Raw genomic sequence first — 20,140 nt, forward strand, 5'->3', positions numbered from 1 at the left:
CCACTGTCATTCGCAGCCCCGCAGTCTGTCCTCTACACCGCGATCCGTCGGCCTGCTGAGCGGCGGCTCGGTGTACATCTACTTCGGATCGGGAGCGGACATTCCGACGCACAGTGGATCCAATCCGCCCGTCGAGGTGAAGCGCGCTTGCTTCGCGCCCCAGGGTTCCGCCGACTGGTGACATCCGTCATGACTGGTTTAGAACGGCAAGGCAGCGTCGCTTCGCTGCTTGCAGGGTGGGATCCCGCACTTGAGACAGCGCCCGTCTCGCCATGATCTTGTAGTTGTGCGGGACACCCTCAATGAATGGAATGCTGCAGACGCGTGAAGTCGCCAGGATGCGGTCATCCCCCTCGATCGGGTCCAAGACCTTGAGTACGGCTGCGGCATTCCTTGGCAAGGCGTGAGCCAGCTCGATCGACAGCCCCTCAGCGTCGGCGCCATCCGCGCCAGGGGCCAGCCTCGGCGCAAGCGCAACCCAATCCGGGCCTCCCAAGCCGATGCGTTCGTATAGAAACTCCGTGTCTTCAGCGCTGAGGGACATCAAAAATGCCCGCGCCCCACGCCGGTCGACGGCGTCGGCGACGTCCTTCGCCGTCCGGAACGGTGGCGCCGCCCTTATCAGGGACCTGGCCTGGGTGGTCTTCGCGGCGCGCAAGGGTGATGTCACCCAGAGGCTGCTGCTCGCCAACGCGAGTGAGAGGAACATGCGTCGTTTCATGCAATCACCGTCAGGTCCCGGTCCTTGCTTCGCCACACCCGATAACGGGCAGCCAGTGGCGCCACGATGCAGCCGTCCGATGCCTCTCCCGGGTGCCTCATGCTGTCGCCGTGTATGAAGAAGGCAAACCGTCCGAACGTGTCTGTTTCCGGTGCGGGCGTGAGCGACATGGCGAACGGGCCGACGTGCTCATAGTTGTGGGGTGCATTGATGAGGTAGCGCCCCTGCGGAATTGGCCCGACATCCCGCACTGACTGCATGGAAGCATTGTTCTTGCCATGACCGTGCCCGGAGTACCCATTGGCCTCGATCAGCTTTCCCTCGTGCAACAGTTCGCCAGTGGTCTGCCTGTAGACCCAGGTCATGGTTGCGCTCCGCGACTTATAAGGTCTGATGGGTGTTCGGCGCAGGAAGAAGCACCGCCCACGGCCGCCCGAACCGGTCACTTTACGCTCGCATGCGACCTCATCTCGTGATGAATCAGCGCGCGCAGACGTCGCTCACCCGATCAAAGTGGGAGCCTCCGCGGCCGCCGAGGGAGGCGGCAACGGGATGAGCTAGCGGGCTGAAGTCGCCCTTGGATGGGTCATGCCATGGAAGGCATGACCCAGCGATTCAGTCAGCAGTAGCGGTCAGCCAGTGCGTCGGTGGCCTGTACCAGCTGATCGACGATGGCGGGGTCGGCGGCGCTATGTCCGGCAAGCACGATGTGCAGGTGGGCCTCCGGCCAGGCGGCAGCAAGGTCGCAGGCGCTTTTTACCGGGCAGATGATGTCGTAGCGGCCATGCACGATGGTGGCCGGGATGTGCCGCACCGGACCCAGGTCACGCAGCAGCTGGTCCGGCGCGAGGAACATCGCGTGGCGGAAATAGTGCACCTCGGCGCGAGCGACACTGATGGCCACCTTCGGGTCTTCGAAGTTGCCCGGTTCGTCCGGATCGTGAATCAAGGTGGTGCTGCCACCTTCCCAATTGCCCCAGGCCATCGCCGCCGCCAGGCGCACCGCCTCGTCGTCGCTGTCCAGGCGGCGCCAGTAGGCCTCCACCATGTCGTGGCGCTCGACCTCGGGGATATGCGCGAGATAGCGCGCCCAACGTTCCGGGAAGATCCAGGAAGCGCCGCCGTCAAGTTCGTTGAACCAGCGCAACTCGCCCGGCCTGGCGAGGAAGATGCCACGCAGCACCAGACCCAGCGGGCGTTCGGGATGCGCCTGCGCGTACGCGAGCGCCAGAGTGGAGCCCCAGGAGCCCCCAAACACCACCCAGCGTTCGATCTCCAGGTGTTCGCGGATGGCTTCAATGTCCGCCACGAGGTGGCTGGTCGTGTTGTTGCGCAGGTCCGCATGCGGCGTGGATTTGCCGGCGCCGCGCTGATCGAACAACACGATGCGATAGCGGGCCGGGTCGAAGAAGCGGCGGTGATACGGTGAAACACCCGCGCCCGGTCCACCGTGCAGGAACACCACCGGCAACCCCTGCGGGTTGCCACACTCCTCCACGTGCAGCTCGTGGATGTCGTCGACAGCCAATCGCCACGTGCGATAAGGCTCAATCTCGGGATATAGCTCGCGCACCCGTTTACTCCCTTGGCTATGAGGCGAGCATACCCACGCGCCGGCGGGCGGCGAAAGTGGCCGGCCTTTCCCTGCTTCACTGCGTCGTAAACGCGCTCGCGGTGACAGGCGGGCTTTACCAGTGAACGGGAACGCCCAACGACCTGACAATCACTGCGCCATGCCGCCCACGGCGGCTCCTGAATGGGATGCAGAGGATGCCGGCCAGAGCCTGGCGCGCTACGCGCCGCTGGCGTCGACCGATATGGTTGATGGGTCGGTCTCGCCTGGCGCACCTTCGAAGCGATTGCGGCCATTGCGCTTGGCGCGATACAGCGCATCGTCGGCTTCGGCCAGCATCGCAACCGGATCCGTCAGTGATTGCTCGGTCTGCGTCGCCAGGCCAATGCTGATAGAGAGACGTCCTAGAGGAGAGCCCGGGTGAGCGATCTGCAAGTGCTCGACAGCAATGATCAGGCGACGCGCGACCTCCTCCGCCACTTCCGCATTGGTGTCGATGAGCACGATGGCAAACTCTTCGCCGCCGTAGCGGGCCACCAGATCATGCCTGCGCACCAGGTTGCGGCCCAAAGCGTCAGCCACCTTCACCAGGCAAGCATCACCGGCGATGTGGCCGAGGCTGTCGTTGTACTGCTTGAAGTAATCGATATCGATCATCAGCAGTGAGCAGAAACCGCCGGTCCTGCGACCTTCTTCAAGCGCTTCGCGCAGGTGCCTGTCCAGCGTGGCGCGGTTGGCGATGCCTGTGAGCGGGTCGCGACCTACCTGTTGCTCCAATCGCCAGGTGCTTTGGTCGATCGCACGTTGCTGGTCGAGTTGCCGACTCTGGATGAAGGCCACGCGCAACCCGTAGAACAGCACCGCCAGCGCGCCAACCACCAGGCTGGGCACGAAGTTGAAACGCGCTGTGCTGATGCACAGCATGACCACCATCGTCGACAGCAGGATCGGCGCGAACGAGGCAATGGTCTGCGAAACACCCCGCGATGGACGGTAGGACCTCAACCACCGAGGCGGCTGGCGTAAAGCCACCAGTACGAGCAGGGCGTGTGGAATATTGATCAGTGCGCCTGCCCACCATGGCAAGCCATGCATCTCAATGCGGTTGTATATGCAAGCCACGGTCGCATTGACCAACAGATAGGCTCCGCCCGTGTAGTAGAAGATGCGCCATCGAAAGCTTCGGGCGCCAAGGAGGCGAACAATCGCCATGGCGGCCAGTGAAAAATCGATGGCGTCCGCCAGGTAGACCACAACGTAGATGCTGGCCGGATCAGCAGCTAGCGGCCCGCTCAATAGCGTGGTGAAAAACTGGTATACCAGCACCGCCACCAGGAACAACAGCACCAAATCCAACACGACCACGGCACGCGGTTCGTGCAGCGTGAAAGACCGCGTCGACATGAACATGCACGGGATCACGTACAGGGCTGACAGCACCGTTGCGAGCGCAGCCAGGTAGCCGCCCTTATCACCCAGCACCGTCGCCAGCACGTTGGTGCCGTTCCATAGCATCTGCATCAGCACCGCCGACGCCAGGAGCAACCAGGGAAGCCGAATGAGGGACGGGCTGCGCCGATAGCGCGTATAGACCGCCCACACCGCCATGCCCTGCACCATCAACATGGCCAACTGGGGCGGCACGGCCTCCGCGTGACCGCACCAGTGCGCCAACACCACATGGGCGGTCAGCAGCATGATGAGCAAGGCGACAACCAAGCGGATGGTTCCTCTATCGGAGTTCGTTCGGCGAAAGCCAAGCATTAACGGTCTTGTTCACAGGCTTCCCCTGCTACATGGAGGTCCGCTCTGGGTTGGAAGCGGCCACTCATTCACGCAGGTGATTCCAGGTAGTCAGGCCGCGCACGCCTGCTCGTTCGATTGCCACCAAATCAAAGCAAGACGACCACTTTCCGCTCGAGATCCCCCTGAAAGCGGATCCCGTCAATAGCAAACTAGCGCTTGTAGCCCGACTGATCGAGCTCAGCGGCAACGAATTGGCGGTCCTGCATGATGTCCGGCCCCGGATGGAAGCGCCAAGCCTCTGACAGGAACACAAAAGCCAGCTCGGAATGGTGTTGGTCCTTGGCACACTCGCCCGCCCCCAGAAGGTCACCGAAACCACCAACCTGGTCGAACACGTCGCGATAGGCCGCCTCCTCTTGTCCTGTCCGGTCGTGGCACACACGAAGGTCATAGACATCCATCAAGACGGCGGCGCGGATTAGGACCAACAATGGATTTGCGACCGACTGCTGTTCCGCGGACTTGATCACTGCTTGCTGAAGCGTCCGCGAGCCACCCCAACGTGGTTCTGCCGCTTCCGCAACCATTTGATAGATCGCGTAGCTCGCCGGATCAACGGCCATTCCACGCCGAGCCGATTCCTCTGTGAAAGCCACGTCACCATCCATTCTGCCGACGCGAACCATCACGGCGTATGCGCCGCTGAGCGATGGGTCAAGCTCCACCGCCTTGGCAAGATCCTTCTTGGCCTTCTCGAGCAAGCCATGCATCGACTCGAAGTTTTGCTGCGGTGTTTGATCGGCCCAATCACCACCACGCGCGGCAGCCGCCATCTTGTAGTAAATGTTACCGCTCGCCGCATAGGCCAGCGCGCTCCCAGGTGACTGCTTCTTCCACTCGTCCACCATCGACCGTACCTGCGGATTGGTCGTATCGAAGTCTTGAGCGATCGAGCGCCAGATGGTGTCCTGCGAATGCTCAATAGTTGCAGTCGTTTTCACGTACTCGGCAACAGCCCTATCAATTAGCGGCGCTTGATTGTTTTTCACCAGCTGCGCCATGTACTCAGTATTGAGTGTGGGTTGCAGGCGGTAGTGGCAATACGCCTTTACCGTGTCGCGAGACCAGTGGCTCCCCGGAGGATTGGGGTAGGCGAGGCAGCGTTCGTTGTCATCTTGAATCTGCTCGGCCTTTGCCACCTCCGCTCGAAACGCTCGAATCTCTTCGGGCGAGAACGGACTACCGCCTACACCCTGTGAATAATGGGCGCTCTCAGCAGCAGCGTTTCGCGCGGTGACAGAGTGACTATCCTTCGACGGCGCTGTGTCGCAGCTTGCCAAGAATGCACAAAGCAATATCAGGCCAAGTGACTTGCAACTCATTTCTGGAGATACCCCTGGTTAACCCTCAGGATGGCGACCTGATGGGAGAGAGAACACTGTTCGAGCCGAAGTAGTTTTGTCGGACCAAGTTAGGCGGCCTTTGAACTAATTCGGAACCCGATAAATCACGGCAGCAAGGAATTATCAGGACCAGACGCGGGCTGGGTCACTTGCTGTCGCCGCACGGAATCCCCTGGTCGATGCCCACGAGTTTTTCCCGGCTGGATACGTCCGCCTCGAGTTGGAAGCAGGCCTTGGTCCAAATGCCGCGGATCCAGCAAAAACTTGTCGTCGCGACTAAACCAAAAGCACTTTCGGCCCGGGAGCACGGACATTCCCTGAGTCAGGGGCGCAGCGAAATTTCAGCCTGGCTGAAGGTATCCCCGACGAGGCTAGCCACGCTTCGCACCGCCTCCTCCGCCTCATGCCTTGTCGCATAGGCGCGAGTCGTCCGATCCTGTGCAACCTGTATGCCTTGGTGCAGTACGCGGTAACGGCCAACGAACCGACCGTCTAGCGCCGCTTCGGGCCAGATCGAAACGGAATCTCGTGACAAGCTCCCCCTCTCCCACGCGCCACATCGTGGCCTGATTAAAATCTCGGCGCAATCGTTTAGGCGCGCTTTGGGTCGGAAGCAAACCTCAACACGACGCCGCCTTAAAGGCCCATTTGAGCCATCTTCCAAGACGCCGCTTGTCTGCACCGAGTGGCTCACGTTCGTAGAGCCACTCGCCTTGCCAATAGACGCCTATTTACCTCGGAACCGATCAGATCGGGTCTTCGATCGACTTGGCGAGTCCGGTGAACAGCTTCGGGCCGGTCTCGGTCATGTGCCAGCAGTCTTCCAGGCGTATGCCGAATTCGCCCGGGATGTAGATCCCCGGCTCGTCGGAAAAGCACATGCCGGCGGCCAGCGGCGTGGCGTCGCCATGGACGAGATAGGGAGGCTCGTGGCCGTCCAGCCCGATGCCGTGGCCGGTGCGGTGCGGGAGGCCGGGCAAATGGTAGCCGGGGCCCCAGCCTTCCTTTTCGTAGTAACCGCGCACGGCATCGTCGATGGAGCCCACCGGCACACCCAGCTTGGCGGTGGCCAACGCGATCTCCTGGCCCCGCTTGACGGTGTCCCAGACCTTTCGCTGTTTCGCGGTCGGCTGGCCCATCACCCAGGTGCGCGAGATGTCCGACTGATAGCCATGCACGTTGCAGCCCACATCCATCAGGATCACCGAACCCTCGTGCAGGGTCTGCGGCTGGCGCGAGCCGTGCGGATAGGCGCTGGCCTCGTTGATCAGCACGAGGGCGAACTCCGGCGAGCCGCCGAGGGCCACCGTGGCGGCGTCCATCATGGCGGCGATCTCGTCGGGGCGCATGCCGGCGCGGACGTGGCCATGGACGTAGCGCAGCGCCGCCAGGGTGACGTCATTGGCGGTCTGCATCAGCGCGAGTTCGGCCGGGGACTTGATCAGCCGAACGGCTTTGACCAGGGCGTCGCCGGAAACCACCTGGTAGGCCCCGGCGCTTGCGTCGCGCACGCCGTCGACGATGAACAGGCGCGTGGTGGCTTCAAAGGCGATCGGGCCGGAGGTGACGCCGCGGTCGCGGAGCGCGCCAACGATGCGGGCAAACGGACTCTCGTGCTCATTCCAGGGCCGCACATCGCCGCCCACCGCCAGGGTCTCGCGAATCGAGGGCTCCTCGAAGGCCGGAGTCACGACGACGATGTCTCCCCGGGCCGGAATCACGGCGGCCGTCGTACGCTCCGAGCGATGCCACTGGATGCCGGTGAAGTAATCCAGGCTCGAACCCGACTCCAGGATCAGGGCGCCGATCTTCTGATCGACCATCAGCCCCTGCAGCTTGGCGATCCGCGCGAGGCGCTCCTCCACCGAGATCGGCTTGGCGCCGGCCGTCATCGAGGTCAATCCGGCCATTGCGGCGGGCTTGGCAGGCGCGGCCTGCGCCGACCGGCCGGTCAGCATCAGTGCGGTGGACGCGGCGGCGGTGGCGGCTACAGCTCCAGTGAGAAATTCGCGACGACGCATCGAGACTCCGGACCGATTGTAAGGATGCCTTGCAGTATGAGGCCGGAGTCGGCGACCCGACTACCGTCCGGCTTGGCGCCGAATCGCACTTGCAAATTGCCAAGAACCGGTCCAGCGGGAGGTGATGTTCACCGCCTGCGCCAAAGAGGAAGCGCGGAGCCGCTCCCGCCAGTCCCGGCAGATCCTCGACCGTCTGGACGCCTACTTACTGCCCTGCACATCCCTCTGCCCGGAGTGGACGCTTCGGGCCGACAGCAGGCCTTGCCCCTGCCCGACCATCGCTCGGGCCACCCCATCCGGTTGACGGCTTATGGTTGTTGTTTCACAATAGTTGTATGAACACAACAATACTCACCTCCGGGCGAGCCCAGACCCATCCGAACCTCATTCTCGGCATCTGCTGCCTGAGCCTTTTGATGGTATCGATGGATGCCACCATCGTGAACGTCGCGCTGCCTTCGATCCGGCACGATCTGGCGGCCTCAATCTCGGGGCTGCAGTGGGTGATCGACGCCTACACCATGGTGGTGGCGAGCCTTCTCATGTTGGCTGGCTCGATTGCCGATCGCTTCGGGCGTCGACGCGTATTCCAGTCGGGCATGGCCCTGTTCATGCTGGGCTCGTTGCTGTGCAGCGTGGCGCCGAACATCCAGGGTCTGGTCGCGTTTCGCATCGTCCAGGCGCTGGGCGCCACGATGCTGAATCCCGTCGCGATGTCGATCATCGCCAACACGTTCCACGAACCCAAAGCCCGCGCGCGCGCCATCGGCGTCTGGGGCGCCGTGGCGGGAGTATCCATGGCGCTGGGTCCTGTGATCGGCGGCATGCTGACCGAAAGCGTCGGCTGGCGCTCGATTTTCTGGGTGAACCTGCCGATCGGCGCCGCGGGCATGTTGCTGGCGGCTCGCTACATTCCGGAGTCCAAGGCGGCGCATCCGAGGCGCGTCGACCCTGTTGGACAACTCCTGGTTTTCACCATTCTGGCCACCGTGACCTATGCGGTCATCGAAGGGCCCCACGCCGGATGGAGCTCGACGACCATCGTCGGCCTGTTCGCCGTGGCTGCTTGTTCGCTGATGGCGCTGCTGATCTACGAACCCCGGCGCCACGAACCGCTGATCGACGTGCGTTTCTTCCGCAGCGCGCCCTTCAGCAGCGCGACCCTGATTGCCGTGTGCAGCTTTTCCGCCTTCTCCGGCTTCCTTTTCCTCAATGCGCTTTATCTGCAGGAAGTGCGCGGACTGTCGGCTTTCCATACTGGCCTGTGCACGCTGCCGCTCGCCCTGGCCACTATCGTTTGCTCGCCATTCTCGGGGAGGCTGGTCGGCTCGTACGGGACTCGACCGTCATTGATCGCCTCCGGTGCGGCCACCATCGTCAGCGCACTGTTGATGACGCAACTGACGGCGACGACGCCGATACCGCTGCTGCTGTTGACATACGTCGTCTTCGGCATCGGTTTCGGCATGGTGAATGCCCCCATCACCAACACCGCCGTGTCCGGCATGCCAAAAGCGCAGGCGGGTCTCGCCGCGGCAGTGGCGTCCACCAGCCGGCAGATTGGCGCTTCACTCGGCGTTGCGCTCGCCGGCACCATTCTGAGTGCACATGTGCACCAGGGCTTCGCCGAGGCGACGCATCCGTTCTGGTGGCTCATCACCGGCGGTGGCGCCATCGTGTTGCTGCTCGCCTGGCTGTCCAACACGCCATGGGCTCGCGGTACGACGCGTCACGCCGCCCACCTGCTGGAAGAGGAACTCGTCGGGGTGACCGCATGATGCAGCACGCCCACAGTGGCAGCGAGGCCGATACCCTCTGGCAGCTCATGGTCGGGCTGGTGTGGGAGACACGCCGCGAATGGCGCCGCAAGGTGAGCGAGGTCACCGGCCTGCCCTTCAGCCGCGTGCGCATCCTTTGGCGGCTGGTCGATGCGCCCATGACCCTGAAGCAGATCGCCGATGACACCGGGAGCGACGCGCCCGCCACCACCGTGGCCGTGAATGACCTGGAGGAACGCGGACTCGTCGAACGACGTCCCCACCCGGAAAATCGCCGCGCAAAACTTGTGTCACTTACACACGCGGGTCAGCAAATAGTCAATCAGGTGCAGCGCACCGTACGCGATGACGCCCCGGCCGGCTTCCAACAACTCTCCAAGACCGACCTCGCGCATCTTCGGCGCATCCTCGAACGCATCGAGCGCGGTGAGCGCTGAAGGTCTCGGCACCGCACTCGGAAGTCGGCAAGGGCGCCCCACCACCGGGAACATCTGGACGCGAGGTGCTCGATCGTAAGATCCGCTTCTCGCCATGTCCGTATCGGGGAAGAAGCGGACCTGACGGAATCGAAACTTTGCCGATTCTCGCCAAGCTTCCGGCCGAGAAAATTCCTGCGCGCGCCCTCATCTTCCTGGGTTCGCATTTGCGACTAATATTGGCGCTTCGGCCCAGGCATCAGTGTCGTTGGCGCCACCTTGACCTCTGACGGCCACGCAGGCTGAGCATAAGGCCAGTTTCGCCCACTCTTGTGCGAGGCCCCCATGAATGCCGACGTCCGCACTCCGATCGTCCCCGCCAACTTTTTCGGGATTGTGCTTGGCGTGATTGGACTGGGTAACGCCTGGCGGTTGGCCCACCAGGTTTGGGGCCTGCGCCCCGCCATTGGCGAAGTCATTGAGTTGATCGGGACACTGGTCTGGCTGGTCCTTGTGACGTTGTATGTCTTCAAGTGGATATTTGCGCGCGCACGCGCCATCGACGAGCTGCATCACCCCGTTCAATGTTGCTTCGTCGGCCTGATCGGCGTCAGCACGATGGTTGTGGCGGGTGCGGCGAATCCGTACTCCCACACGGTCGCCGTCGCGCTCCTTGCCGTGGGCTCGGTGTATACGATCGCGTTTGGCGCCTGGCGAACTGGCGGTCTGTGGCAGGGTGGCCGGGAAATCGGTCACACCACCGCAGTGCTTTACCTTCCGACCGTGGCTGGCGCCTTCGTCGCTGCCGCCGTTCTTGCGGCCTTGGGCTATGCAGACTGGGGCCAGCTTGCTTTCGGCGCCGGCCTGTTTTCCTGGATTGCTCTCGAGTCAGTCCTGGTGCACCGCCTGTTCACAGCGGACGCGCTGCCGCCCGTGCTGCGGCCGACGCTAGGCATTCAGCTCGCCCCACCCGCTGTCGGCGCGGTGAGTTATCTGGCCGTTGCTCCAGTGGCGCCTGGCGCCCCGGACCTGTTTGCGCACGCGCTCCTTGGCTACGCGTTGCTGCAGTTGTTGATCCTGTCTCGCATGCTTCCCTGGATCCGACAACAACCCTTCGGAGCCTCGTATTGGGCCTTCACCTTTGGCATCAGTGCGCTCGCCATTGCGCCCCTTCGCATGATCCAACGCGGTGAAACCGGCCCTGCGGCACTACTGGCGCCGTGGCTGTTTGTACTGGCGAACGTCGTCATTGGGGCAGTCGCGGCGGGAACGATCTATCTGCTCCTGCGCGGCCGATTGATCCCCGCCACTCCCGCGGCTACCTCGCCGTCGTCGACACCGTCGGCGGCCCCCAAGACTGAGCCCACTGCCTAGTGGAGCGACCTACTGGCGACCAGCTGCGCCACGCTTTCGAACCCGGCCCTGCGTGCCTGGCAGGCAAGCTCGTGTCCATGACTTGCACCAGCGCTGACATCCGTGGTGTCTGTTGTGGGTTGCAAGCGGATATCACAGTGTCGATGGCTCCATGGCTGGCTGACCGGCTACATATGGCAAATGGTAGCTCGCGCAACCCACCCTAACTTGCCGCGAACGCGGCTAAACAACCGGCATTTCGAGGCCATGCTCCGTGGGCTGGGGTGTAATAGTCATCACCTTGAGCCGGTCAGATCCTTCAAAGCGGTGCCAGACGTCTACGGGTATGACAATGAGTTTTTGTTCAGCGAGAAAGAACCGCTCTTCCCTGGCGTCCCTCAGCAGAACAACGGTGGTTGTGCCATCCAGCGACATGACAACCTCGTCACCGCAAGGGTGCCGCTCCCATTCGCTCGAACCGGAGTAATAGCTCACATACACGGCGCCGTCGCGGTATGGCGCCACCTCTGCGAATGCTTCGTTAGCGCCCTGTCCAAATGCCATCTCCGGGGATCGATTCGACAGGTGCTTCAAGCCCGACAAGACGTGGGTAAGTGACCTTTTCATAGGCGACCAACAACCCGCGGGGATCGAAAGTGGACATTGAGCGCGCAAGCAAGAGCCTCACGGATAACCGGACGACAAAACCTTCTTGGATGAAGCGTCGCCATCTCGAAACCATCTAGCCTGGGTCGGAGGCGGACCTTGGCGAAACTAGCGCTTGGGCTCCCAGAGTTCGACCTTGTTCCCTTCGGGATCCAGAATCCAGGCAAATCGGCCGTTGGGGTCGTTGTCGTCACGCTTGAGGACCTTGACTCCTTTGGACTGCAGCCGCGCGAGCAACGCATCCATATCATCCACGGCGTAGTTGATCATCAAGCCACTCGTCGATGGCTCGAAGTATTTCGTCGTCGCGGGAAACGCATTCCATGCCAGCACCGGAGGGTGGTCTGGCGCGTCGTAGCGGAGAGCCGCGCCTCCCCAGGCTTCCACAGGCATGCCAAGGACGTCGCGATACCACGCCGCGAGAGCCTTGGGATCCTTCGCCTTGAAAAAGACGCCACCGACACCGGTGATGTGTCCGGCAGGAGGCGCCGATGCGGCCGTCGCAAGGCCGCCCATCGAAAGCACGGTTAGACATAGCAGGAAAATCAATCGCCGCTTCATCCAAGTCCTCCCATTTTGTGTGCCTTGCCTATTCTGACTACCAGCATGTCGGCTCCGCGTCGAATACGGACGTTATCCAACGACACGTCGACGCTTCAAGCTCAGGCAACTGGCAGCACGCCAAATATCCCTGAAACGTGGCCGCAGGCTTCGAGGCGCAACCTGCGGTGTATGCATAACCATACCGACTCGCTCGTTTCGACGCTGCTTGACCAGGTCAGGTCGCCCGGATTCGCCTTGACGGAAGGCGACACTATGCGGGCGCTCCTCACCTCAACGGGAGACCTGACGGACTGGACCGATTTCGTGGACAGCTGGAACCACCTGGAGCCTGATGCATACCTGGCCGCCAAGGGCCGGTTTCGACGGCGGCGGCACGCGACATTTTCCGCCACTGTCGATGGTCCGGTTATGCCCGAGCCCCATCGGGCTCACTTTCAAAGCCTGGAGTACAACGCACTGCAGGGAGACATCCAACGTTGGTTCGCACCAGTCGACACGTCGGTGGTCAACGGCGCCACGTTGCGCCGCATCCTCCAGTTTTGTCACCAGCTCTTTGGGAAGGCCGCACCTTCTGCCCAACGCTGGCATATCGAGGTTCATCAGTTTCGCATTGAAGCGACCGCGGACGCCGCCGGTGAACCGACGCCTGAAGGCAGCCATCGCGATGGCGTCGACTACGTTCTCGTCCTCCTGGTGAACCGCCAAAATATCGCCAGTGGCACCACGACGATTCACACGCCCGACGGGCGCCTGCTCGGCAGTTTCACATTGACCCACGCCCTCGACTCAGCGCTGATCGACGATCACAAGGTTTATCACGGCGTGACACCGGTGAGGCCGCTCGCTGAAGACAGCCCAGCATTTCGCGATGTGCTGGTTGTGACTTTCAAGGCTTCAGGGAGCTGATCCGAATCATCGACGTACGTGGCGGCCTGCGACGGCAAGCTAGAAGTGGTGACAGCTCTTCGTCGCGTCGTCCATGAGGTAATTCACCTGAAGCCGCTCAAGACCCAACGCATACCGATGAAATACCTTGATCTCGGTCTCCGATCCCCAGAGCGCACGGCAAACCCGATGCCCCCGACGCCCATCGACATCGCGTTGACCCAAGGGTCTAGCGCCAGTCCCCAGCCCAGAAGCAACAGGGCCATGAGACACGCACCACTTAACGTCAGCACCTTCGCGTGCGTACCATTCCGCACGACGACAATGCTCTTGCGCATCAAGTCGCCGAATTGATCAACCGGTCGCCCGCTTCACATCGTTGCTCGACGGGTTGGTCAGCACGGCGCTCGCGATGATGTGGAAGAGATGATCGGCGCGCGGCGCGAATGCGGGTTGGCCGGCTGCCCAGCCGAGCGCGGACACCAGGGCGAACAGGTCGTCTCCATTCATATCGGCGCGCGCCGTTCCCTCGGCCTGGGCACGTTGCAGTAGTCGCGCACCCACCGAGTGCACCGTTGCGCATGATGAGTAAAGCGCGGAGTCCGGGTCAGCGTGGGCGCTCGCCACCAGGTCGACAACGCCGCGATAGCTTTGAACGAAAGCCACCACCTCGCGAAACCAGGAAACCAGCGCCTCGTCAGGTGCTTTCGAGGTTTCGAGTTCGCCTGCCTTCTGCGTCAGCGCGTCCAGGTTCGTACACATCAACGCTTCGAACAGGGCTTCCCTCGTCGGGAAATGACGAAGCAACGTGGCCAACCCGACTTCGGCCCGGCGGGCGATATCTCGCATCGATGCATCGACACCGTCCTCGGTGACGACATCGCGCGCGACCGCAAGTAGGTGGCTGTAATTTTTTCTGGCGTCGGCTCGCATGGGTGGCCTTGACAAGTGGATCACTGCTCCATATATTCGGATCAGTGCTCCACTTGTTGCAAATCAGGATCTGGATCGGTGATCCATAACATACAGCGCACCTGTACCCATGGGAACAGGGACGCTGTCCGACGCGACGAAAGGTGAACTGTCATGGGAAAGCTCGAAGGCAAAGTTGCAGTCATCACGGGCGGATCGAGCGGTATGGCGTTGGCTAGCGCCAAGCGCTTCGTCGAAGAAGGCGCCTACGTGTTCATCACAGGCCGGAGGCAGGAAGCGCTCGACGAGGCCGTCAAGTCGATTGGCCGGAACGTGACCGGCGTACGCGGCGACGCGTCCAATCTCGACGACCTTGATCGCCTGTTCGATACGGTCAAGCGGGAAAAGGGCAAGATCGACGTCCTGTTCGCGAGCGCTGGCTGGGGCGTTGCTGTCCCACTGGGCGAGATCACCGAGCAGCACTTCGATGCGACCTTCGACCTGAATACGCGCGGCACGCTGTTTGCGGTTCAAAAGGCGCTGCCGTTGTTCAACGACGGCGGATCGATCTTCATGACCGGGTCGGTGGCTTCCGTGAAAGGCTTTCCCGGCTATGGCGTGTATGCGGCAAGCAAGGCGGCATTGCGCTCATTCGCACGCACGTGGCTCAACGAACTCAAAGGCAGACATATCCGGGTGAACGTGCTGAGCCCGGGGCCGATCGCCACACCGATGCAGGACCAGGTCCTCGACGAGGAAGCGAAGCGGATGTTCGAATCCCTGATCCCGCGGGGAAAGATGGGACGTCCAGAGGAAATCGCAACCGCTGCGCTGTTTCTTGCCTCAGACGACTCAAGCTTCGTGAATGGCGTGGACTTGTCTGTGGACGGCGGCTTCTCCGCCATTTGATATCGCGCCGAAAATCTCGCCGCCAAGCACGCTGCGGCGCTCCCACCGAGATAGGGCCCGAGCGGGTAAAGGTCGGGCGATCAACTTCAACGCGAAAGAGTACGAGAACATGAGTTACGCAATCGCAGGTTTCGGCGCGGTCGGCCAGGCGCTGGCTCGCATGTTCGCCCGCAAGGGCATCGAAGTGGCCGTAGCAAGCAGGCGCCAGCCTGAAGCGCTGGCGCCGCAGGCCACCGTGATCGGCCCGACGATCGTTCCAAAAACATTGAAGGACGCGCTCGAAGCCGACATCGTCCTGCTGGCTGTCCCTTACGGGGAGCACCGGGAGGTCGCGAAGGCACGGGCAAACTGGAAGGGCAAGATCGTGATCGACGTGACGAACAGCCTCGACGATCTGGGCGGCGTTCCCTCCTCTTCGGTCGTAGCCCGGGCCCTGCCCGGCGCTCAACTGGTCAAGGCGTTCAACCATCTTCCTGCCCGCGTCCTCGCCGAAGACCCGGCCATCAACGGCGCACGCCGGGTGGTATTCCTGTCGAGCGACCATGAAAGCGCGAGCGCAACGGTCGCCACGCTGGTCGAACGGCTCGGCTACGCGCCGGTCAATCTCGGCAAGATCGCCGAAGGCGGTCAGCTCGTGCAGGCGCGCGACGGAATCTGGGGGCCCCTGATCTTCCAGGACCTCTTCAAGAAAGTGCAGTGACCAAAGTACGGCCAAGTGACTCGGCCGGAGCGCCACATCAGCATGAGCCGAGTCGCTTTGCTCCGCGCCTCATCGGGCAGCCATGCCTGCTTCGGGTTGCTCCGATTCAATGACGATGCTCATGGGGCCAGACCAGGCATGGCATGTCTCGCCGGTTGCGCGTGTGTCCTCGCCGAATGCCTGCCCAGCACCAACGGTAGGCACGTGCCCTATCTCGACAATTAGCCCGCCCCCTCAATCCAAAGACGAGTCCGGCAATGGGTTGCAGCGAGTAAATGCGACATAAACGCCGATCTGCTATGCGCTAAACCAACGAACGCATCAAAGGGGATTAACTACAGGCAGGCATGAACCTGCCATTGCGACTGACAGGCCCGAGATCGGTCTAAGGGATAGGGGCGCTGTGTGGTGTCAGGAGACTGCGGCCATGAAAACGCGCCATGTGTTCAGCGTGCCAGACATCCGGTCTGCCGAAATTGCGATGAAGGTGGCGCGCGATTGTGGGATTGCCGACAGCGATATTTCATTGATTGCCCGCTCCGACATTGAGTTGGAGGCAATCCCCTGCGAGAGAAGAGTCGTTGATGGTGACTTCTACCCGGCAGCCGTAAGAGGATTGCTTGGTGGCGCGACAACGGGCTTGCTTGCAGGCGTCGTTGCAGTGGCGATCCCTTCTCTGGGTTTCACGCTCGCCGGGGCTGCCGCCATGACACTCGGCGGAGCGGCGTTGGGTGGGTGGGCAACGGCGTTGGCGGGTTCTGCCGTGGAAGATCCGGTGCGTAGGAAGTTCCACGATGAGATCGCGCAGGGGCGAATCCTGGTGGTACTTGACGCGCCAAGGATCCTTCTTGATCGCGTCGAACCATCCATGGAAGACGTTGGCGCCAAGCCGCTTCCTTTCGATAAGCCGACCTTAATGACGTGATGTGGCGTCACGTTCGTTGGACCTCTTCTAAAGCGTTATGTCCGCTCTAGGTTGCGGGCTCAGGCGGTCGTTGCAACACACTAAAGAAAGACTTCGCGAACAGCGGGAGTGTTGTAGTGGGCTGACGCAATACCCCCATGCGGCCCGTCGCCTGGGGAACTCCTGCCTGGCGGAATCCTTCCGACTTACCTACCCGCGATAATTGTCCCTAATCACTCTTCAGCCGCGAGCGTCTATTCGACGCCGATTTCACCCGGCCGGTCTTCAAGCACACTCACGGCGCACATCATCAGCGTAAGATCGGAGCCCTCACGCAGCCCCTACTGTCTTGAGGGAGGCCTTATGTCCCTTCTTCGTTACGCGGTGTCAGCAAGTTTGGTGGTGGTTGCCACCTTCGCCACCGCCCTTCCCGCCCCTGCCTCGCAGGATGTGCCGAAGCCGCAGCAGCCACTTGACCTGTCTGGCGTACACGATTTCGACTTTTTCGTAGGCAGCTGGCACACGCACAGTCGACGACTGAAAGATCGTCTAGTCGGCAGTCACGACTGGGAGGAGTTCGATGGCACGATCCGCTCGTTCAGTCTTATGGGTGGATCGGCCAATGTCGACGATACCGAGTTTGATACGCCGGAAGGCATCTACCGGGGCGTAGCGCCGCGTGCTTACGATCCGAAGACTGGATTGTGGGCCATCTGGTGGATTGATGGCCGCAATCCCCATGGCGCACTCGACCCGCCGGTCAAGGGGCGTTTCGTGCATGGCATCGGTACCTTCTACGCCGACGACACGCTGCGCGGCAAACCGATCAAGGTGCGCTTCACGTGGTCAAAGATCACGCCCACTTCCGCACACTGGGAACAGGCCTACTCTGGCGATGGCGGCAAGACCTGGGAGACCAACTGGATACAGGATGTGCGCCGGGTCGAGTGAAGCCGATCTTCGCGACTAACCGCGTAGCAGGCTGTTGAGAGCTTCCCATCCACTATTACCGATTGATGTCGCGATAACACGGGCTAATCGACCCATACCCACCGTGGCTTGGTCTCGCTTGGTCAATGTCCACTTCCGGTTGGAAGTGGACGCATTCGAGCGACCCCTCCATAGGCGACCTGACATAAAGCAGTGGGACACCGGACCAGGAGACTACGCATGCGTTTTCGCCTCGCCGCCACAGCCCTGGCCATCGCGGCGGCCTTCAGCTTCAGCCCCGGCACTGACGCCTTCCAGGTGGGGGCCGGCCGCCGTGTACGAGTAGACAGCTACCGCGTGGAACGCGACGTCCGTCCAGGCAGGAGTTGGGTCGTCGGAAGGGCTGTGAACATCAGCGGCCGCCGATTGCGTGACGTGCGTGTTCGGTTCCGTCTCTTCGATGCCCGCGGCCGGCAGATCGGCTGGGCAACGGACGGCATCATGGACTTTCGGGCCGGACAGAGGTGGCGCTTCCGTGCGTCGGCGGCTGGCAACGTCAGCCGCGCCAGGCTCGCAAGCGCCGATGGCAGGTAACGAACAGGAAAAGACGGGGCAGCACCGGTCCCACACGGGCGGAAAACACTGACCGGAGCGGCGGCGCCAAGGGCGTTGTCGAGTGGCGACGCGGCTGATGCTTGCGGCGGGACTTGTTCAGAGTTCCTTGTGAGCTTCATGACGTCCGCTCTGGGTCAGAAGCAGACCTTTTCGCTACATAGCCGGTAGCGACTGGCCGAAGCGGGCCACCTGGTGCTAGTCGGCGCCAGCTAAACATTCAGCGCTCGTCGAGCGGTGTCCACGTTCGGACTGGGCATCGTTGTCGCCGCGATATCTGATGGCCAGGATGCCATGGAATCGCCGCCAGTGCGGGCGGCGAATCTGTTTCCTGGCACGCCACGCTTTCCTAGGGAACCTGCCAATAGTCGTGCGACCTGTGCAGGCGGCTACGACGCAACAGCTCTTTCACTTGGGCACCGTGTTCTTGTAGATCCGCCCGTCTTTCATGATGATCAGGAAGTTCTTCGCCGGATCTTCAATCAGCTTGATGTCCTTCACTGGATCACCGTCTACGAGCAACAGATCGGCGAGCGCCCCCTCCTGGACGACGCCGAGCTTGCCCCGGTAGGGGCTCCGTTCGCCAGACAGCGCGAGCAGCTCGGCGTTCTCACCTGTGGCCATGTGCAGGGCCTCGGCTGGCGTGTACCACTTGGTGAGTTCCACCAGAAACGAACCTTGGCGCTTGGCCAATTCGGGGGAAAAGAGAATGTCGGTGCCGAACGCCGTCTTGAGGTGATATTTCTTGGCCAGCTGGTAGGCGCGATCCGTGCCTGCCAGCACCTCCAGTGCCTTGGCGCGCTGTTCCGAGCCCGGAGGGAAGATGTTCTCGAATCCCTCAGGCATGGGCTGAATGCTGAGCCATGCGCCCTTTTCGGCCATCAGCTTCGCGGTCTCCTCGTCCATCAAGTTCCCATGCTCGATGCTTTTGACGCCTGCCCGAACGGCACGCTGGATCGCTGCCGGTGTGAATGCATGCGTTTCGACGTAGGTGCCGCGGTCACTGGCGACTCTCACGGCCGCCTCCAGCTCGGCGGACGTGAAGCTGATCACATCGATGGGGCTATGCGGCGACGAGACGCCACCGCCTGCTGTCAGCTTGATCTGCGATGCACCCAGCATCAACTGCTCGCGCGCCCGCCTCGTGACCTCGTCAGGGGAATCCGCGATTACCGCCCCTCCGAGTTGCTCAATACGCGTCAAGGGCATGCCATCGACCCGCGGCACTTCGAACAACTGGCGGAAATCGCCATGGCCTCCCGTCACCGTAATGAAGGCGCCGGAGGGGAAGATGCGGGGACCGGGAATGAGATTCTCGTCGATGGCACGCTTAAGGCCGAAGCTTGGCCCGCCCAAGTCGCGTACGGTCGTGAATCCACGCATGAGCGTGTCGGTGGCCTCCAGGCCCGCATCGATCATGGAGTATCCGATATCGGCGCTTATTACCTGGGCAGGCGTGGGGCGAGCCAGGGTGGCATGCCAGTGAGCGTCGATCAGCCCCGGGATCAGCGTTCGGCCACCGCCAGCGATGATCGTGGCGCCGGCGGTGTCATTAGCTGGGACAGGCCCGGTGGATATTCGCTCGATTCGATTGCCTCGCACCAGCACATTGGCGGGCCCCGAGAGCGCGGCTCCGGTGCCATCGAAGATTCGGACGTTCTCGAACAGTACCTGCGCCGGCTGTGCAGGGGTGCTCCCACCAGACGTGGGAGCCTGGGCCTGTGCATTAACTACAGAGGCAATTGCAAGAACGCCGGCGACGAAACGCAGTACGACCTGGAGCTTATGCATGGCCGGGTGCCTCCCTTAAGGACTGAGCAGCTATTAAGGGGGGCTCCGTGATAGGTGTGTGATGTTGCACCGACACGTCTGATGACCAACACGGCAATCCGGTGGTACAGCGCCCCGCGCATTCGTGGGCAGCCGCTCGATGACAGGTAATCGCAGCCGGGCGAGCCATGCCGATTTGGGTGTTCGCTAAGGTCCGTATATGGACTCCTCCCCTTTGCCAAGCATCCCCTAGCTCTGGCGTCCGTGTCGACTGCAC

At 62.1% G+C, this 20,140-nt stretch carries 19 protein-coding genes; 9 read left to right on the forward strand and 10 right to left on the reverse strand.

Annotated elements, in window-relative coordinates; all coding sequences use genetic code 11:
* Positions 1-187: 187 nt before the first annotated feature.
* From DVT68_RS17300 to DVT68_RS17325, 6 genes are all read right to left on the reverse strand, one after another.
* Positions 188-721 (reverse strand): hypothetical protein, encoded by a 534-nt coding sequence (locus DVT68_RS17300; protein WP_114826393.1) that lies wholly within the window; start codon positions 719-721, stop codon positions 188-190.
* Positions 718-1,086 carry a tlde1 domain-containing protein gene (locus DVT68_RS17305; RefSeq protein ID WP_114826395.1) on the reverse strand — a complete coding sequence of 123 codons (369 nt, stop codon included), beginning with the start codon at positions 1,084-1,086 and terminating at the stop codon, positions 718-720. The genes DVT68_RS17300 and DVT68_RS17305 overlap by 4 nt, the downstream gene beginning before the upstream one ends.
* Before the next feature lie 254 nt (positions 1,087-1,340).
* The gene (gene pip / locus DVT68_RS17310; protein WP_114826397.1) at positions 1,341-2,294 is read right to left on the reverse strand and encodes a prolyl aminopeptidase; all 954 of its coding nucleotides are present in this window, start codon (positions 2,292-2,294) and stop codon (positions 1,341-1,343) included.
* A 219-nt stretch (positions 2,295-2,513) separates the two neighbouring features.
* Complete coding sequence (locus tag DVT68_RS17315) at positions 2,514-3,914, reverse strand: GGDEF domain-containing protein (protein WP_158543533.1); 1,401 nt, start codon at positions 3,912-3,914, stop codon at positions 2,514-2,516.
* Positions 3,915-4,249: 335 nt separating this feature from the next.
* Positions 4,250-5,239 carry a tetratricopeptide repeat protein gene (locus DVT68_RS17320; RefSeq protein WP_158543534.1) on the reverse strand — a complete coding sequence of 330 codons (990 nt, stop codon included), beginning with the start codon at positions 5,237-5,239 and terminating at the stop codon, positions 4,250-4,252.
* 950 nt (positions 5,240-6,189) lie between these two features.
* The gene (locus DVT68_RS17325) at positions 6,190-7,464 is read right to left on the reverse strand and encodes a M24 family metallopeptidase (RefSeq protein WP_114826403.1); all 1,275 of its coding nucleotides are present in this window, start codon (positions 7,462-7,464) and stop codon (positions 6,190-6,192) included.
* A 335-nt stretch (positions 7,465-7,799) separates the two neighbouring features.
* On the opposite strand from DVT68_RS17325, the gene DVT68_RS17330 reads away from it, so the two are divergent.
* From DVT68_RS17330 to tehA, 3 genes are all read left to right on the forward strand, one after another.
* On the forward strand, positions 7,800-9,242 hold the full coding sequence (locus DVT68_RS17330) for an MFS transporter (protein ID WP_114826405.1): 1,443 nt from the start codon (positions 7,800-7,802) through the stop codon (positions 9,240-9,242).
* Complete coding sequence (locus tag DVT68_RS17335; protein ID WP_199536119.1) at positions 9,239-9,679, forward strand: MarR family winged helix-turn-helix transcriptional regulator; 441 nt, start codon at positions 9,239-9,241, stop codon at positions 9,677-9,679. The genes DVT68_RS17330 and DVT68_RS17335 overlap by 4 nt, the downstream gene beginning before the upstream one ends.
* 324 nt (positions 9,680-10,003) lie before the next feature.
* Positions 10,004-11,032 (forward strand): dicarboxylate transporter/tellurite-resistance protein TehA, encoded by a 1,029-nt coding sequence (tehA, locus tag DVT68_RS17340; RefSeq protein WP_114826407.1) that lies wholly within the window; start codon positions 10,004-10,006, stop codon positions 11,030-11,032.
* A 222-nt stretch (positions 11,033-11,254) separates the two neighbouring features.
* Here the strand turns inward: tehA and DVT68_RS17345 are convergent, their stop codons facing one another.
* Together DVT68_RS17345 and DVT68_RS17350 are read right to left on the reverse strand one after the other, a co-directional pair.
* A complete protein-coding gene (locus DVT68_RS17345) occupies positions 11,255-11,605 on the reverse strand; it encodes a cupin domain-containing protein (RefSeq protein ID WP_233523534.1) in 351 nt (116 codons plus the stop codon).
* A gap of 180 nt (positions 11,606-11,785) precedes the next feature.
* Positions 11,786-12,238, reverse strand: a complete 453-nt coding sequence (locus DVT68_RS17350) for a VOC family protein (RefSeq protein ID WP_114826411.1) — start codon at positions 12,236-12,238, stop codon at positions 11,786-11,788.
* 171 nt (positions 12,239-12,409) lie between these two features.
* On the opposite strand from DVT68_RS17350, the gene DVT68_RS17355 reads away from it, so the two are divergent.
* Positions 12,410-13,147: a 2OG-Fe dioxygenase family protein gene (locus DVT68_RS17355; protein ID WP_114826412.1), complete on the forward strand. Its 738-nt coding sequence runs from the start codon at positions 12,410-12,412 to the stop codon at positions 13,145-13,147.
* A gap of 333 nt (positions 13,148-13,480) precedes the next feature.
* Here the strand turns inward: DVT68_RS17355 and DVT68_RS17365 are convergent, their stop codons facing one another.
* Entirely contained in the window at positions 13,481-14,059 is a 579-nt protein-coding gene (locus tag DVT68_RS17365; RefSeq protein ID WP_114826416.1) for a TetR/AcrR family transcriptional regulator, read from the reverse strand.
* A 153-nt stretch (positions 14,060-14,212) separates the two neighbouring features.
* On the opposite strand from DVT68_RS17365, the gene DVT68_RS17370 reads away from it, so the two are divergent.
* From DVT68_RS17370 to DVT68_RS17390, 5 genes are all read left to right on the forward strand, one after another.
* Positions 14,213-14,947, forward strand: coding sequence for an SDR family NAD(P)-dependent oxidoreductase (locus tag DVT68_RS17370; RefSeq protein ID WP_114826418.1), 735 nt, complete (start codon positions 14,213-14,215; stop codon positions 14,945-14,947).
* Positions 14,904-15,647 carry an NADPH-dependent F420 reductase gene (locus DVT68_RS17375; protein ID WP_114826419.1) on the forward strand — a complete coding sequence of 248 codons (744 nt, stop codon included), beginning with the start codon at positions 14,904-14,906 and terminating at the stop codon, positions 15,645-15,647. The genes DVT68_RS17370 and DVT68_RS17375 overlap by 44 nt, the downstream gene beginning before the upstream one ends.
* A gap of 427 nt (positions 15,648-16,074) precedes the next feature.
* Positions 16,075-16,572, forward strand: a complete 498-nt coding sequence (locus tag DVT68_RS17380) for a hypothetical protein (RefSeq protein ID WP_114826421.1) — start codon at positions 16,075-16,077, stop codon at positions 16,570-16,572.
* A gap of 342 nt (positions 16,573-16,914) precedes the next feature.
* The gene (locus DVT68_RS17385; RefSeq protein ID WP_199536121.1) at positions 16,915-17,502 is read left to right on the forward strand and encodes a hypothetical protein; all 588 of its coding nucleotides are present in this window, start codon (positions 16,915-16,917) and stop codon (positions 17,500-17,502) included.
* Positions 17,503-17,721: 219 nt separating this feature from the next.
* Positions 17,722-18,075, forward strand: a complete 354-nt coding sequence (locus tag DVT68_RS17390; RefSeq protein WP_114826423.1) for an FxLYD domain-containing protein — start codon at positions 17,722-17,724, stop codon at positions 18,073-18,075.
* A gap of 426 nt (positions 18,076-18,501) precedes the next feature.
* Here the strand turns inward: DVT68_RS17390 and DVT68_RS17395 are convergent, their stop codons facing one another.
* Positions 18,502-19,884: a metal-dependent hydrolase family protein gene (locus tag DVT68_RS17395; RefSeq protein WP_114826425.1), complete on the reverse strand. Its 1,383-nt coding sequence runs from the start codon at positions 19,882-19,884 to the stop codon at positions 18,502-18,504.
* Positions 19,885-20,140: the final 256 nt, after the last annotated feature.

This window comes from Dyella solisilvae, from assembly GCF_003351225.1.
In the GTDB taxonomy this organism is placed as follows: domain Bacteria; phylum Pseudomonadota; class Gammaproteobacteria; order Xanthomonadales; family Rhodanobacteraceae; genus Dyella; species Dyella solisilvae.